This window comes from Marinobacter caseinilyticus (assembly GCF_011074955.1).
GTDB lineage: Bacteria > Pseudomonadota > Gammaproteobacteria > Pseudomonadales > Oleiphilaceae > Marinobacter > Marinobacter caseinilyticus.
On the sequence record NZ_WUQJ01000004.1, the window covers coordinates 135,012 to 148,954 of the forward strand.

A 13,943-nucleotide genomic window follows, 5' to 3' on the forward strand; every position below is an offset into this window, starting at 1 on the left:
TTTAACAATGACACTGGCAATTTTCGCCATTCTGGGCGGTCTTTTGCTGCTGGTCTGGAGCGCCGACCGGTTCGTCGACGGCGCCGCGGCCACCGCCAAACACGCAGGCATGCCGCCGCTGCTGATCGGCATGGTCATCATCGGATTTGGCACCTCGGCGCCTGAAATGGTGGTGTCGGCCATTGCGGCCTCCGAAGGCAACCCCGGACTCGCACTGGGCAACGCCTACGGCTCAAACATCGCCAATATCGCCCTGGTGATTGGTTTGGTGGCGCTCATCAGCCCCATCAGTGTCCACTCCCAGGTGCTGCGAAAAGAGCTGCCACTGCTGTTTGGAGTGTCCTTGCTGGCCGGCTGGCAATTGTTCGACGGCACCCTCACCCGGCTCGACGCCTGGGTGTTGCTGGCGGTTTTTGCGGTGGTGATGGGCTGGTCGATCATTCAAGGCCTGCGTAAAGATCCCGACACCCTGGCCGGTGATGTGGACAGCGAGTTGGTCTCACACCCCATGCCCTTGCCCAAGGCCCTGACGTGGCTGCTGCTCGGGCTGGTGCTGCTGGTGGTGAGTTCGCGCATTCTGGTCTGGGGGGCGGTGTTTGTCGCCCAAAGCCTTGGTGTCAGCGACCTGGTGATCGGCCTGACCATTGTGGCCGTTGGCACCTCACTGCCGGAACTGGCGTCATCCATCGCCGCCATCAAAAAAGGCGAACACGATCTGGCGCTCGGCAACATACTGGGGTCAGGGATTTTCAATACTTTGGCGGTGGTGGGGATTGCAGCGGCCATTCACCCGCTGGCTGTCGAATCGGTGGTGCTTTATCGGGACTGGCTGCTGATGACGGCGCTGACGGTGGCGCTGTTTGCGATGGGCTTCGGCTTTTCCGGACGCCAGGGTCGCATCAACCGCCTTGAAGGCCTGATACTCCTGGGCATTTATGCCCTTTATACCGGCTACCTGATCACCACGGTTCTGGCCTAGTTCACCGCCCCCAACCTCGCCACGGGGTCCTTCGGCGGTTATAGGCCCATCCCTGGGCTCCATAAATAACGACCGTTGCCGGCCTTAATGCACTGGCGGCTCCGTTGATGCCCGGGGCTGCCAGTATAGACGACCGGCAATGGGCGTCGGCGCCTCGTCCGCCAGGGCGATGGCGATTTGCCACGCTCCGACGGCGGTTCGCTCGGCACTTGGGGCCGGTGCCTGGTCAAGCCGCAGACGCGGGTCCATCCAGCCGTAGCTGGACGATCCGGACACCTGCTTCCACTGACCGTCGCCGTTGTCGCGGGCCTTCATGGCCGCACTCTGGCTGGCACGCCAGGTGACACTGCCGGTGTTCACCATAACCCCGTCAGCGTCAAAGCGTAGGAAGGGCTCGCCCTCCAGGCCCTGAACCACCAGTTCGCGGTCACCGTGGTAGCTGACCAAAATGCCCTGGGGCACACCGTCCAGCAACATCACCCGCAAACCGTCGATCTCAGGCAGAGTCTCAAGATCGGCGACCACCCGGCCGGGCGGCACCTCCTTGATCTCCTCAACCCCATGCGCCGCGGCCGTGCCGCTGCAGAGAACAACGGTACCGATCGCCAACAGACCGACGCACCGGCGAACTGCATATGTCATCGAAGAGGACATATCACAGCCCCAACAGACCATCGACGGTGCCTTCGATCAGGCCATCGTCGGTGGTGTCTGTCAGCATCGGATCGTCCAATGCTGTTGCCATGCACTGCAATTCAGTGTTGACCACCGTGATGGGTGCCGACACCGAGGGCACATAACCATCAGCTGTTTTCTTGCTGACGAACAGCATGTACTTACCGGCCGGCACGACACTGTGCTTGTCCGGCATTTGCAGGGTCAGCATATTGCCACTGGCCGACTGGATCGGGAGCTCGATGGCGCGCTGATCACCGTCGACCAGGTGCGTCATCACCGTTCGGCGAACCAACAACACCTTATCAACGTCAACGCTATCCATCTTGACCCGGAACTGGTCGCCGACCGTCAGTGCCGATGGTGCCTTTTCGATCACCGGGCGATCATCACGCTCTGCGTATGGCGGCGTATAGATCTCGAAGCTCGGATCACGGCCATCGTTGGGCGAGAAGCCAAAGTCTTCCAGGTTAATGCTGGACAGGTAGGCGGTGTTGATTGGCGCATGACCGCCCACTAACACACGGCCATCAGGCAGCAAAATGGCGGTATTGTGGTAGGTCCGTGGCCGGATCGTGCTGGCCATCTGAGTCCATTGGCTGGTTTCCGGATCAAAGCGCTCGGTGACATAAACCGGGCTATCGAGGCCGGGGCCAACCACACCATCGCGATTACCGCCGTTGAACACCATCACCGTGCCATCGGCCATCACCACATTGGTACCGAACCACCGCGGCTGGTGCAATGAGCCGGTCAGTCGTGACTCATAGTCGATTTGGTCACCGTTGGTGGAGACTGTATCGATGCGACTCTGGTCCGTTGGCAGGTAGCCGCCGGGGTTGGTCAGCACGGCGTAACTGGGCACACCGCCGGCGGTCAGGATCTCAACATCCGTATACTCACCGTTGGCGTTGGGCTTGAGCGGCAGCATGGTGGACGATGTCGAACCCCGCATACCACCGGCAACCGCCATTTCCAGCTGGTCAGCATCGACATTGAACCCGTCGAAGCTGGTCAGCAGATCGTCGGAGCTGTTGATCACATCGCCGAGCAGGCTGCTAATCTGGTCCGCCGACAGGTTGGTGATGTTCAGCGTGCTGGTCAGCTCAGCGAGGCCAATTTCATCCAGTCGCAACGGCAGACCGGCGTAGCCAATATCGCTCCAGCTCTGGGTGTCGGGATTGTAGGTCCCCGCAATGTTCCACAGTGCCTGATCGTAGCCCTGCCCGAATGGGTTGAAGGCTTGGCCACCGGCGTTGTAGAGCACATGTCCGTTGGGCAGCAAGTGCATTCGTGGGTACAGCGGCAGCGTGCGATCGGCGCTGGCCGGATTCTGAGCCCAGACACCCGCACACTGGTCGTAGATTTCTGTCTGTACGACATTGCGACCACTATTGATGGGATCTTCCGGGTACACCGGCTTCAAGAGCTTGGTCACGCCACTGGCGACAAAAATGCGGCTGTCCGCCAGGGTAATGGTGGACGGATACCATCGGCCAAACGTCATGTCACCGCTTTGGGTCCAGGTGTCGGTGTCCGCTTCAAAAATACGGGCGTTTTTCAGGCCCTCAAGCTCTGCAACCCCCAGGGGCAGTCCATCAACGCCCGGTTCCGAATAGTAATCGGTACCGCCGACGGCCATTATATTGCCGTTAGCGAGACCAATAACGTCGGCGCAAAACAGCGCACCATCGTTCTTGGTGGTGTTGTCCGCCGTATCGATCGAGCCGTCCAGTGAGGTGTCGTTCAGCAAGGTCTCGCTGTCGTTACCATCAGGGTTGGCACCGCCACGAAGCGGCGTTGGCATCACCCAGGAGGGCAGATCATTCTCATCAAGGGACAGTACGCGAGTCTGGTCGTTGATAGACACTTCGCCGAAGTTGGCGACGATGGACAACTCTACGTTTTCGGTGCCTTCCAGTGCGTTATGGTAGAGAATCCGGCCGTCTTCGAGCAGGGCCAGAGTGCCCGCTGCCGGTTTACATTCACGATCTCCAGCCGCATTGATCACGCATTTATCGGATGTCGTGACCGTTTCGCCATCGACAATGATGGTCGGCTCTGCGAAGGGTTCGCTGAACGTGCCTTTCGATGGCTCGGCATGAGCCATCACCGCCAGCGAGGCGATAGGTAACCCCAGTGCCAAACGAGTGGCAATAGAAAGTTTTGTTCTCATTTACTGCATCTCCGTGTTCCGGGCTTTTGTTTTTGATTCGCCCGTGAAGTGGATAGACACATGTGCAGGATGCACATGCTCAACACGTAAACGAACGAAAACCAGGAACGGATGCACCGAAGGAGAAACTTTTTTTACATTATTTAATAATTAACCGCTCAGGCAAGAGGCTGTCCGGCATGAAGCCGGCCTTCCATGGCAATCGCCGGATATCCATGTCCATTAAACCGCAATTGGTGATGGGCAGTCCGCAATGCAGATAACGCGAACCTGGGCCGTAAGAACGACAACGGCGTGACACGCGTTCATTAAGAGGTGGCATTATTCCCCAGTTCTGAAATCCAGTGCGACGGAGTTCAGACAGAACCGTTGACCGGTCGGCGCTGGCCCATCGGGAAACACATGGCCTAAATGGCTGTCACAGCGTGGGCATCGGATCTCCGTGCGGGCCATACCGAGACTGTTGTCTTCCAATGAGCGCACATGGTCCGGGTCGAAGGGCTGGAAAAAGCTCGGCCACCCTGTCCCGGAGTCAAACTTGGCGTCAGACCGGAACAACGGCAGATCGCACAGGCGACAGTGGTAGACGCCGTCTTTTTTGTTGTCGAGCAGGGTGCCGCAGAACGGCCGCTCTGTGCCGTGATCCAACAATACCGTGCGCTCCTCCGGGCTGAGGCTTGTGGCGTGCTGGTCAATCTCGGCTTTGGTCAACGGCGTAAGGTCATAGCCGGATGCGGATATAGTCATAGGGGCCTCCTCAGGCTATGGATTGCGGTTGAATTCCGGCTTGAGCTGGTCAGCAAAGCCGGCTTTGAGTTTTTCAATCTTGGGTGTCGCCACCGCTCTTACGTAGGGCTGGGAGGGATTTCGGGCGGCAAAATTCTGGTGGTAGTCTTCCGCCGGGTAAAATGCCTCCAGAGGCTCCAGCGTGGTCACGACGGGGTCCGGATACACCCCGGCGTCATTCAACTGCTGGATGTAGGCCTCGGCAACCTGCTTTTGCTCCTCGGATTCAAAAAAGATCGCCGACCGGTATTGAGTCCCGCGATCGTTACCTTGCCGGTTAAGCTGGGTGGGATCGTGGGCGACCGAAAAAAACACCTTCAGCAGTTCACCAAAGCTGACCTTTGCCGGGTCGTAGTGAACGTCGATCACCTCCGCATGGCCCGTCTGGCCGGAACACACACTGGTGTAATTGGCGGTTGCTGCCTGGCCGCCCGCGTAGCCGGACACCACACGACTCACGCCGTTGATTGCCAGATAAACAGCCTCCACGCACCAGAAACAACCGCCAGCCAGCACCAGGCGCTGTTCGCCAACGGTGCCGGTAACCATCAGATCCCGCTGCGGGTCCGGAAAACGGCTTTTGGGCACGGTGAGGCCCGGTAAGTTGCAGGATGTGGTCATAAAAATTCCCTCGTTGCCTGATGACTTGGCAGAACAGTCTGCGCCCAATTCATGACAGCCACTGCTGCCTTTGTAAATCACCACACGCCCTTTAGGCCGACGCGCCTCCGCCGGTCTGGAGCCGATTGCCGATAGTTACCAGCCGTCGACCAGCCTGCGGTACACGCTCATAACACAGGCGCTGTCTGGTTTAAGGAGGAGTATACGGTGCGCCAATCAACCGGATCATACGCACTCGCAAGGCTCCATCGGACCTGAGGAACCGTTGAACAAGTCTATTGCCGATTCAGGGGGTCCGGGGCGCCCGGGCGTCCAGTCTAGACCAAAAAGCAACGACGGAGTTCCACACCTGGTAAAGGGCTTTGCCCACGCCGCAGGGCATTGGATCCAGGAGCAGGCCAGGCATCGCTCACGGTCAATCGGATTTTAAACGTTACCATGTGGGGAATACCGGTTGCGTCCTCACCTGAGCCAACCATACTTAAAAGAAAGGCCACTTTCGATCTCGATCTATCATTCGCTTCGGCAATCAGAGCAATTTATGACGGCGCAGGAACCGATATCGGCATCCCAAGATGAGCTACTCGAGTACCGGTTGAGTTTACGTCTCGGCGCGGTGCATGCTCGCCAGCGCCTGGGGCTGGAACAGGCCTCCGAAGCCCTGATCTTCGGCCAGGACCATCATTCGTTCCACTTGGAAAACCTGGCCTCTGCACCGCGATTCATTCGGGCCTGCCTGCGACTCTCAGGTATGCTCGGCCGCGGCCAGGCCAACAGCCGACGCCTGAGCACCGTGCAGCATCGGTTTTGCCTGCCTCGCTTACCGCCAGCGTTTGAAGGCTTCCGGTTATTGCACCTGACCGACCTCCACGTCGACATGGACGAGGCCAACCTGGTGGCGGTCATTGAGCAAATCAAACCCCTCGACTACGACCTGTGCGTGTTAACCGGCGATTACCGACGCCATACATGGGGCGCCATCGACGGCGCCATGGCCGGAATGAAGCGCTTGCGAGAAGCCATCCACGGCGACGCCATCGCCATTCTGGGCAATCACGACAGCATTCGCATGGTGCCAGGACTGGAGGATATGGGTTACCAATTATTGTTGAATGAGCACCTCTGTCTGAAACGTGGTGGAGAGCAGGTCTATATTGCCGGGGTCGACGACGCCCATTTTTACAAGGCTCACAATCTGCACAAAGCCGGCAGCCAAATTCCCCCGCACGCCCTCTCTGTATTGCTCAGTCACACCCCGGAAATTTGGCGGGAAGCAGCCCACGCCGGTTACGATGTGTTTTTGTGCGGGCACACCCACGGCGGCCAGATTTGCCTGCCGGGTGGCATTCCGCTGACGCTCGACGCCAATTGTCCCAGAGCCTTGGGCCGGGGCTATTGGCAACGCCAGCACATGCAGGGTTACACCTCGCCCGGATCCGGTACCTCCGTGGTGAACGTGCGCATTAACTGCCCCCCGGAAGTCACCATTCACACACTGTCCCGGCATTCCGCCTAATGGGGTTGACGCCGGATGCCAAGGCGGTGCAAAACCGGCGATAGCAGGATGTTGGCCGCAACAAACAACCCCATGACCAACAGTATCGACAGCCAGCCCAGGCTGAACCACCAAACCGCCAACAGCAGTGGCAGCACGGCTTCGGGGATCTGATCCAACCCGGTTGCCCGAGCCCCGGGCGGCAGATTCAGACGACGCTTGATGAAGCTGCTGAGCGCATCCCCCGTGAGCGCCAGAAACCCGAACAGCAGCCCAAAGTAAACTCCCATGCCCACCAGACCGGATACAAGTCCGGTGGCAGCCACGCCCGCCACCAAACCCCGCCAGGTCTTATGCGCACCCAGCAGACGACGCTGATCGGTCCACAACCGGCCGCCGTCGATTGGCGCTGACCATCGCCAGCGAAACAGACGCCGGGCGATGACCGGCGCCCCATTGGCAACAATCAGTAAAACCAACAACAGCGCAAGCATGAAACTCCTTTTAAAAACCGCTCGTCAATTCAGCCCGCCGTGCGTTAATTTCAACGGGTCCAGTAGAGCTTCAAGCTGTATTCGGTTCAGGTCGCAACGCTCCTGCGCCACGTCGATAATCGGCCGCCCGGTTCTATAGGCTTCTTTTGCGATTTCAGCGGACAAGGCATAACCGATCTCCGGGTTAAGCGCCGTCACCAACACTGGGTTCTTGCCAACGGCCGCATCCAGGGTATCGGTGTTAGCCGTGAAACCCCTGATGGCCTTGTCAGCCAAGACATTGGAGGCGCTGGCTAACAGCGCCATCATATCCAGAAGATTGGCCCCCACCAACGGCAACATCACATTGAGCTGAAAATTACCGGACTGCCCGGCAATGGCGACGGCGCTGTCCAGCCCCATGACCTGCGCCGATACCATCGCGACCGATTCCGGAATCACCGGATTGACCTTGCCCGGCATGATGCTGCTGCCCGGCTGCAGCGCCGGCAGACTGATCTCGGCCAGGCCATGGATGGGGCCGCTGTTCATCCATCGTAAGTCATTGGCGATTTTGGCTAACACAATGGCCACACCCCGCAGTTGGGCTGACATGGCCACCGGCGCGTCCACGGCGCTCTGGGCCACAAACTTATGGCCCAGCGAGCGGAAATGGTAGCCGGTATGCTCGCTGAGCGCCGCCACAAAGCGCTCGGCAAACAGCTTATGGGCATTGACCCCGGTGCCAACAGCCGTGCCGCCCTGAGGAATAGCCAAAAGCTCCTCGCAAGCCTGCTCGATGCGTTTTTCGGCACTGTGCAGTTGCTCCCGCCAGGTACGCAGTTCCTGGCCCAGGGTCACGGGCATAGCGTCCATCAAATGGGTGCGCCCGGTCTTGACCTGATCCTTAAAGAGCCCCTCACGTTCGTAGAGCACCCCTTGCAAATGAGTCAGCGCGGGCAACAGTTGTTGGTAGGCCTGGGTCACGGCGCTCAGGTGAATCGCGGTGGGTATGACGTCGTTGGAGCTTTGACTCATATTGACGTGATCGTTCGGGTTCACCTCATGACCATTCTGGCGGGCGAGCTGGGCAATCACCTCGTTGACGTTCATGTTGGTGCTGGTGCCTGATCCGGTCTGGTAGCGATCAATGGGGAACTGGTCCGGATGATCGCCCGCCAGCAGTGAATCACAGGCCGCCACGATGGCGGATCGGTGAATTTCGTCCAGCAGATCCAGCGACTTATTCGCTTCAGCCGCAGCGCGCTTGATCCGCACGACGGCGTCAATGAACGCCGCAGGCATGGGCTGGCCACTGACCGGAAAATTGTTGATCGCGCGTTGGGTCTGGGCCCCCCACAAGGCCGTGGCGGGCACTTCCACTTCCCCCATACTGTCTTTTTCTATTCGGTATTCGCTCATGACAGCTGCCTCCCTCGGGTCGTTTGCCTGTTGCATCCTGGTGTTACGCAGCCGGGCGCTGAAGATCTCAGCTGTGTCTCAACCGTACGTGGTCGCAAATACCCGTCACTTGCTCAAATTTGATGATCAGCGTGTGCACTGTGTTGGTGTATGAGTCGTGCAGGTGGAATTTGAACCGCCGCTGCTTTTCTCCCTGCAAAAAGCCGTCGTACTCCCGGACCAACTCCCGCACATCGCCACCCTCATCCTTGGACCAGGTCGCGTTGAAAGGCCCCAGTACAGCACCACCGGACAGACACACGGTGACTTCATGATTGGTTAGCGCATTTTCTGTTGTTTGCATGGTAGACCCCTTAAACACCGATTGGTTCAGGTTATACCCACCAGTGTAGACCCGAAATCAGCCAATCCAGTAAAACTCTGCGGACACGGTGGTTGCCGACGTCAGAGCGGCAACTCGCTGGGGGACACCAGGCTCGACAATAACGCACGCAGCCGGTTGGGTTTTACCGGTTTGTTCAATACCGGCAAATTTTTGAGTTGCAGGGTCTGACGACAGAGGTCACTGCGGTCCGCCGTGATGATTGCCGCCGGGATGTGCGCTGCCAGGGCATGGCGCACGGTGTCAATGGCCTCGCACCCGGTACGCCCGTGATCGAGGTGGAAGTCCGCCAGAATAGCCTGTGGTTCGAAGCTCAGCGCCCGGCATACGGCGACCGCCGCCTCTGCACTGGCGGCCACGGCGACTCGGCAACCCCAGCGTTCCAGCAGCGCTTCCATACTGACCAGGATGGCGGGCTCATTGTCGATCACCAGCACCCGGCTGCCCTCCAGCGAGCCACTTGCAACCACCGGCGCTATAACCGGTCCCGGCTGGGCATTCACGGCGGGTTCCAGGGGTAAAGTGAGGACGAAGCGCGAGCCCTTGCCTGGAATCGAGTCGACCGTAATGCTGCAGTCCAGCATCCGGGCCATCCGCTCCACAATGGCCAACCCCAGGCCCACGCCTTTGCGGCCTCCGGACTCCGGCGGCAGGAGCTGATGAAATTCAGTGAAAATGTCCGACAACTTCTCTTGGGCAATGCCCACGCCGGTATCCCACACTTCAATGCGCAGCTGATCCTGGCGACGGCGCATGGCCAGTAGCACGTGCCCCGATGGGGTGTAGCGAAAAGCATTACTGAGCAGGTTGCGCAATATGCGTGTCAGCATGCGGGGGTCGGTTCGCACGACACCGTTGGTCAGTCGCTGACGGAAACCCAGCCTGGCGGCACGCGCAACCGGGTCAAATTCCTCAGCCAGGCCATACACGAGCTCATAGGCGTCAATGTTAGTGAGATCCGGTTGCATTGCGTGTTGGTCAAGCTTGGAGATATCCAACAGATCGGCGAGCAGGTCTTCGGCGCCCTCCAGGGCGCGATGCACCTGTTCAATCAGACGGCTTTCCCGCACGGGCAAGGGGCTATCCTGAAGGGTTGAAACCAACAGACGGGCGGCGTTCAAGGGCTGCAACAGGTCATGGCTGGCGGCGGCCAGGTATTTGTCTTTGCTGCGGTTGGCTTCTTCCGCGGCATTGACCGCGATGGTGAGTTCCCGTTCGGTCTTTTCACGCTCTTCGATGTGGTAGCGCAACCCCACGTTGGCGTTCTGCAGTGCCTCCGTGCGCTCTTCGACCCGACGCTCCAGGTCCGCGTTCAACTGCTCCAGTTTGAGGCGGGCCTGGTGCCGTTCGGTGATGTCCGCGACAAACGCTTCCACCACTTCAACGCCCAGATCCGGCCGGCGTAGCACTGTGATTGCCACATTCACCGGCCGCCCGTCCGCACGTCGCAGCACGACTTCCCGAACGTTCAGTTTGCCGATGGCCAGCAATTCATGCCGCAGTTGGTCAAACTCGCTGACTTGCCAGAAAAACTGCTCACGCAGGCGAATTACCCGCTGGCTCAGGTGTTCCGGGCTGTCATACCCGACAATGCGTGCCATGGCCGGGTTAACCGAGAGGAAACCGCCCTTCAGGTCGCCCTGAAAAATGCCGTGCAACGCGTTTTCAAACAGCCATTTGTAACGATTGCGCTCACTTTCAAGCTCTTCTATACGGTCCTGCAGCGCCGGGTAATAACTTTTCCGCGCCGACTGGCTGCCAAGACCGAGTAAGTCACCGACATCGTAGCTCCCCGCTATCGGGTCAGAGGGCTTCTTCATACACGACTTCAACATCACGCTGGGAGGATTTCCGGGGATTGGTCAGAATGCAGGGGTCCTGCATCGCAAACCCGGAAAGCGATGGAATGTCCGACGTTTTCACCCCCAGTTCTGCCAGTTTCGCCTCCAGGCCCACCGCCCGCTTGAGCAACACTACCCGCGCCAGCAACCGGGCCTTGACCGTCGCCATGGTCATGCCGCGGGTATCAATGCCCATGGTCTCCGCCACGCGCTTAAAGCGCTCCTCTGCCGACGGAAAATTGTAGGCAATCACATGCTCCAGCAACATGGCATTGCACAAGCCATGGGGCAGGTCCAGAAAACCGCCCAAACTGTGGGACATGGCATGCACAGCGCCCAGGATGGCATTGGAAAACGCCAGTCCGGCCTGCATCGACGCCAACATGATGTGTTCTCGCAGCTGGCTGTCTGACGGGTTGCTAACCAGTGGTTCGAGGTATTGATTAATCAGCCGGATCGCTTCCAGGGCATGGCTGTCGGTAAGCGGGCCACTGCCGGTCGAGACGTAGGCTTCAATGGCGTGCACGAGCGCATCGACGCCGGTGCAAGCGGTCAGAAAATCGTCCATGGTTTCGGTCACTTCCGGATCGATCAGCGACACATCCGGCACCACCGCTTTGCTGATGATCGAAAACTTAAAACGCCGGAGCGGGTCCGAAATGATGGCGAACTGAGACACATCGGCGGAAGTGCCGGCCGTGGTTGGAATGAGTATTAACGGGGGTGACGGTACCCGGATGGTGTCCACCCCTTCGAAATCCAGGATGCTTCGGCCATGGGCACTGACGATACCAATGCCCTTGGCGCAGTCCATCGGGCTACCGCCACCGATGGCCACAATGATGTCGCAATTAGCGGACTGGTAAAGCTCCGCGCCGGCCATGACCTCATCCACTTTTGGGTTGGACGTCACGCCCAGGTAGGTAACAAATTCGAGCCCGCCCATGCGCAGCAGGTCTTCAATCTCGGCCACCCAACCCGCGGCCTGCACCCCCGGGTCAGACACCAGCAGCACTTTGCGGGCACCAAAATTGCTGGCGAAGTTCGCCACCGCTTTGCGTGCCCCGGCACCAAATACGATTTCTGGCGAAACAAACTTACGGAGAGTTGTAATATCTTGAGTCATCAGTACTGTCGGTCCGTTTCTTGTTGTAGTTGCAACTATCGGCGGCAACGTATGCTTGCGACGCCCAGTTCCGTGGACACGGTTTCCTCGGTACAGTCTACTCCAAGCCAGCAGTCTGGCCACTGCTGTTTTTCCTTTGATCCTGATAGAACGCCAGTAGCTGCTCCAGCATAAAAGTCTGGCGCCGGGCATTGCGAAAGCCATGCCCCTCTTCTTCAAAATAATGGTATTGCGGTGCCAGCCCCCTGGATTCCAGGGCAGCCACCATAACGGCCGTCTGTTCGGGCACCACGACCGCGTCCTGGCCACCCTGAAAGAAGATAACAGGGCGATGAATATGATCTGCCAACAGTGCCGGGGTGCGGTCCAGCCAGCGTTGATGGTGCGCATCCGGCGCACCCAGAAGCCAGTCAAGATAGCCTGATTCGAACCGATGTGTGCGTGCTCTCAGACGGGCCGGATCGCTGACCCCAAACAGGCTGGCACCGGCCAGGAACACCGTGCTGCGCACCAACGCCAACAACGCGGTGAACCCACCGGCACTGCGGCCCTGAATAAAGGCGGTGGCGGCATCCACCCAGCCCAATCCGGCCAGATGGCCAACCGCATCCCGGATGTCTGCCACGTCCGCCTCGCCCCAACGACCGGCGAGTGAGTGTCGGAAGGCGCGACCAAATCCGCTGCTGCCACGATAGTTGACGGCGGCGACGGCAAAGCCCTGCTGGACCCAGAACTGAACCTGGGAATCAAACACCGGATACGCCGCTGAGGTTGGCCCACCATGGACCAACAGGATCACCGGTGGCGCGGGTTTGGGTGAGCTCTCCCCCAGTGACGGACACGCGGGTGCCTGCGGTGGGTAAAACAGACCACTGACCGGCTGACCATCGGCGGCTTCAAACTCGAAGGTTTGCGCCGACACGCAGACACTGGCCGCCAGCGGTTGTTCCCCGCCGGCCAGGACTCGCACATCGCCGGAGGCTGGGGCAATCTGCAACACACTGTCTAAATGCGTCTGGCTGCGGCCAATGCAGTAAACCCAACCGTTATCCGCCTGCAGCGAGCGGAAATCCGAGTAGTCTTCCGCCAGCCGGCTCTGGCGGTGCAGGGCATCGGACCACCACAACTGGCCAAAGCCCTGGTCATAGTGCACCCGGACCCAGCCATCATCCATCACTGCGGCATGATGTTCCGCCAATTGCCAGGGGGCATTGGCGTGGTCGGCCTGCCGACCAGCGAGCGCGACCCATTGTCCGGCCGTCGCGCTCACCGCCACCGACCGTTCAATCCGGTACGGCTGCCACCAACCGCCGTGATCCGACAAGGCAGTCAGTTGCGCCCCCACGAACAATGGCTGCTGAACTGACCCAGCTTCCGGCGTGGGCCAGTCCCGGATCGGGCCCAGCGCACCGGAACGGTCAACCGTGGCAGTCCAGAGCCGGGACTTTACCCAGGGCATGTCGGGCAGTTGCCAGCTCACCCATGCGATTTCATGCCCCTCACTCGCGACTGTGGGCGCGCCAAAAAAGTCCTCGCCCCAGGTCAGCACCGTTACGTCCCCGGTGACGCAGTCGATAGCCACCAGTTGCTGGCGGATGGCGTCATCGCGGGTTACCTCCTGAACCGCCAGCACCCGCCGGTGATGCTCATCCGCTGCCAGACCGCCAAACCGGCTGCCGGGCTCACGCGTCAGTTCGGCCCGCGCTCCGGTCAGGGTATCGACACACTCAATCTGTTGCGTGGCCTCATTGACCACATAAACCTGAGTACCCATCAAGCACAGAGCGCCACCGCCATAACCATTGACCTTGCTGGCAACGCTGAACTGCGGTGGAGTGATGCGATGGGGGCGGTGGTGGCGGAGTGTCCATAGCTGGTGGGCGGCACTCTGGGGGTCAAATTCGAGCCAGACGACCACACCGGCCCGCACACGCACTGTGTCCCGTCGGCGCAGAACCCCCGCCGCC

Annotated in this window: 12 protein-coding genes; 2 read left to right on the plus strand and 10 right to left on the minus strand. The window is 59.6% G+C overall.

Features of this window, described 5'->3' with window-relative positions:
* Positions 1-7 precede the first annotated feature (7 nt).
* A complete protein-coding gene (locus GRX64_RS00785) occupies positions 8-979 on the plus strand; it encodes a calcium/sodium antiporter (RefSeq protein ID WP_166263280.1) in 972 nt (323 codons plus the stop codon).
* A gap of 84 nt (positions 980-1,063) precedes the next feature.
* Here the strand turns inward: GRX64_RS00785 and GRX64_RS00790 are convergent, their stop codons facing one another.
* The 4 genes from GRX64_RS00790 to msrA all read right to left on the minus strand — a co-directional run bounded on the left by GRX64_RS00790 (position 1,064) and on the right by msrA (position 5,237).
* Complete coding sequence (locus GRX64_RS00790; protein WP_166263281.1) at positions 1,064-1,621, minus strand: hypothetical protein; 558 nt, start codon at positions 1,619-1,621, stop codon at positions 1,064-1,066.
* A gap of 13 nt (positions 1,622-1,634) precedes the next feature.
* Complete coding sequence (locus GRX64_RS00795) at positions 1,635-3,830, minus strand: galactose oxidase early set domain-containing protein (RefSeq protein ID WP_166263282.1); 2,196 nt, start codon at positions 3,828-3,830, stop codon at positions 1,635-1,637.
* Between the two features lie 321 nt (positions 3,831-4,151).
* Complete coding sequence (msrB, locus tag GRX64_RS00800) at positions 4,152-4,577, minus strand: peptide-methionine (R)-S-oxide reductase MsrB (RefSeq protein WP_166263283.1); 426 nt, start codon at positions 4,575-4,577, stop codon at positions 4,152-4,154.
* A 15-nt stretch (positions 4,578-4,592) separates the two neighbouring features.
* Positions 4,593-5,237 carry a peptide-methionine (S)-S-oxide reductase MsrA gene (msrA, locus tag GRX64_RS00805; RefSeq protein ID WP_166263284.1) on the minus strand — a complete coding sequence of 215 codons (645 nt, stop codon included), beginning with the start codon at positions 5,235-5,237 and terminating at the stop codon, positions 4,593-4,595.
* Between the two features lie 541 nt (positions 5,238-5,778).
* On the opposite strand from msrA, the gene GRX64_RS00810 reads away from it, so the two are divergent.
* Positions 5,779-6,753, plus strand: coding sequence for a metallophosphoesterase (locus GRX64_RS00810; protein WP_166263285.1), 975 nt, complete (start codon positions 5,779-5,781; stop codon positions 6,751-6,753).
* Here the strand turns inward: GRX64_RS00810 and GRX64_RS00815 are convergent.
* From GRX64_RS00815 to GRX64_RS00840, 6 genes are all read right to left on the minus strand, one after another.
* The gene (locus GRX64_RS00815; RefSeq protein ID WP_166263286.1) at positions 6,750-7,226 is read right to left on the minus strand and encodes a CDP-archaeol synthase; all 477 of its coding nucleotides are present in this window, start codon (positions 7,224-7,226) and stop codon (positions 6,750-6,752) included. The two genes, GRX64_RS00810 and GRX64_RS00815, sit on opposite strands and share 4 nt — an antisense overlap.
* A 24-nt stretch (positions 7,227-7,250) precedes the next feature.
* A complete protein-coding gene (locus GRX64_RS00820) occupies positions 7,251-8,627 on the minus strand; it encodes a class II fumarate hydratase (protein ID WP_166263287.1) in 1,377 nt (458 codons plus the stop codon).
* A gap of 67 nt (positions 8,628-8,694) precedes the next feature.
* The gene (locus tag GRX64_RS00825) at positions 8,695-8,970 is read right to left on the minus strand and encodes a hypothetical protein (RefSeq protein WP_166263288.1); all 276 of its coding nucleotides are present in this window, start codon (positions 8,968-8,970) and stop codon (positions 8,695-8,697) included.
* Positions 8,971-9,071: 101 nt separating this feature from the next.
* Positions 9,072-10,829, minus strand: coding sequence for a NahK/ErcS family hybrid sensor histidine kinase/response regulator (locus GRX64_RS00830; protein WP_166263289.1), 1,758 nt, complete (start codon positions 10,827-10,829; stop codon positions 9,072-9,074).
* Complete coding sequence (gene ercA, locus GRX64_RS00835; protein WP_166263290.1) at positions 10,813-11,976, minus strand: alcohol dehydrogenase-like regulatory protein ErcA; 1,164 nt, start codon at positions 11,974-11,976, stop codon at positions 10,813-10,815. The genes GRX64_RS00830 and ercA overlap by 17 nt, the downstream gene beginning before the upstream one ends.
* 97 nt (positions 11,977-12,073) lie before the next feature.
* A complete protein-coding gene (locus GRX64_RS00840; protein ID WP_235937469.1) occupies positions 12,074-13,912 on the minus strand; it encodes an alpha/beta hydrolase family protein in 1,839 nt (612 codons plus the stop codon).
* Positions 13,913-13,943: the final 31 nt, after the last annotated feature.

Coding starts and splice junctions, on each gene's coding strand:
- GRX64_RS00785 (WP_166263280.1), top strand. CDS start 8: ATGACACTGGCAATTTTCGCCATTCTGGGCGGTCTTTTGCTGCTGGTC.
- GRX64_RS00790 (WP_166263281.1), bottom strand. CDS start 1,621: ATGACATATGCAGTTCGCCGGTGCGTCGGTCTGTTGGCGATCGGTACC.
- GRX64_RS00795 (WP_166263282.1), bottom strand. CDS start 3,830: ATGAGAACAAAACTTTCTATTGCCACTCGTTTGGCACTGGGGTTACCT.
- msrB (WP_166263283.1), bottom strand. CDS start 4,577: ATGACTATATCCGCATCCGGCTATGACCTTACGCCGTTGACCAAAGCC.
- msrA (WP_166263284.1), bottom strand. CDS start 5,237: ATGACCACATCCTGCAACTTACCGGGCCTCACCGTGCCCAAAAGCCGT.
- GRX64_RS00810 (WP_166263285.1), top strand. CDS start 5,779: ATGACGGCGCAGGAACCGATATCGGCATCCCAAGATGAGCTACTCGAG.
- GRX64_RS00815 (WP_166263286.1), bottom strand. CDS start 7,226: ATGCTTGCGCTGTTGTTGGTTTTACTGATTGTTGCCAATGGGGCGCCG.
- GRX64_RS00820 (WP_166263287.1), bottom strand. CDS start 8,627: ATGAGCGAATACCGAATAGAAAAAGACAGTATGGGGGAAGTGGAAGTG.
- GRX64_RS00825 (WP_166263288.1), bottom strand. CDS start 8,970: ATGCAAACAACAGAAAATGCGCTAACCAATCATGAAGTCACCGTGTGT.
- GRX64_RS00830 (WP_166263289.1), bottom strand. CDS start 10,829: ATGAAGAAGCCCTCTGACCCGATAGCGGGGAGCTACGATGTCGGTGAC.
- ercA (WP_166263290.1), bottom strand. CDS start 11,976: ATGACTCAAGATATTACAACTCTCCGTAAGTTTGTTTCGCCAGAAATC.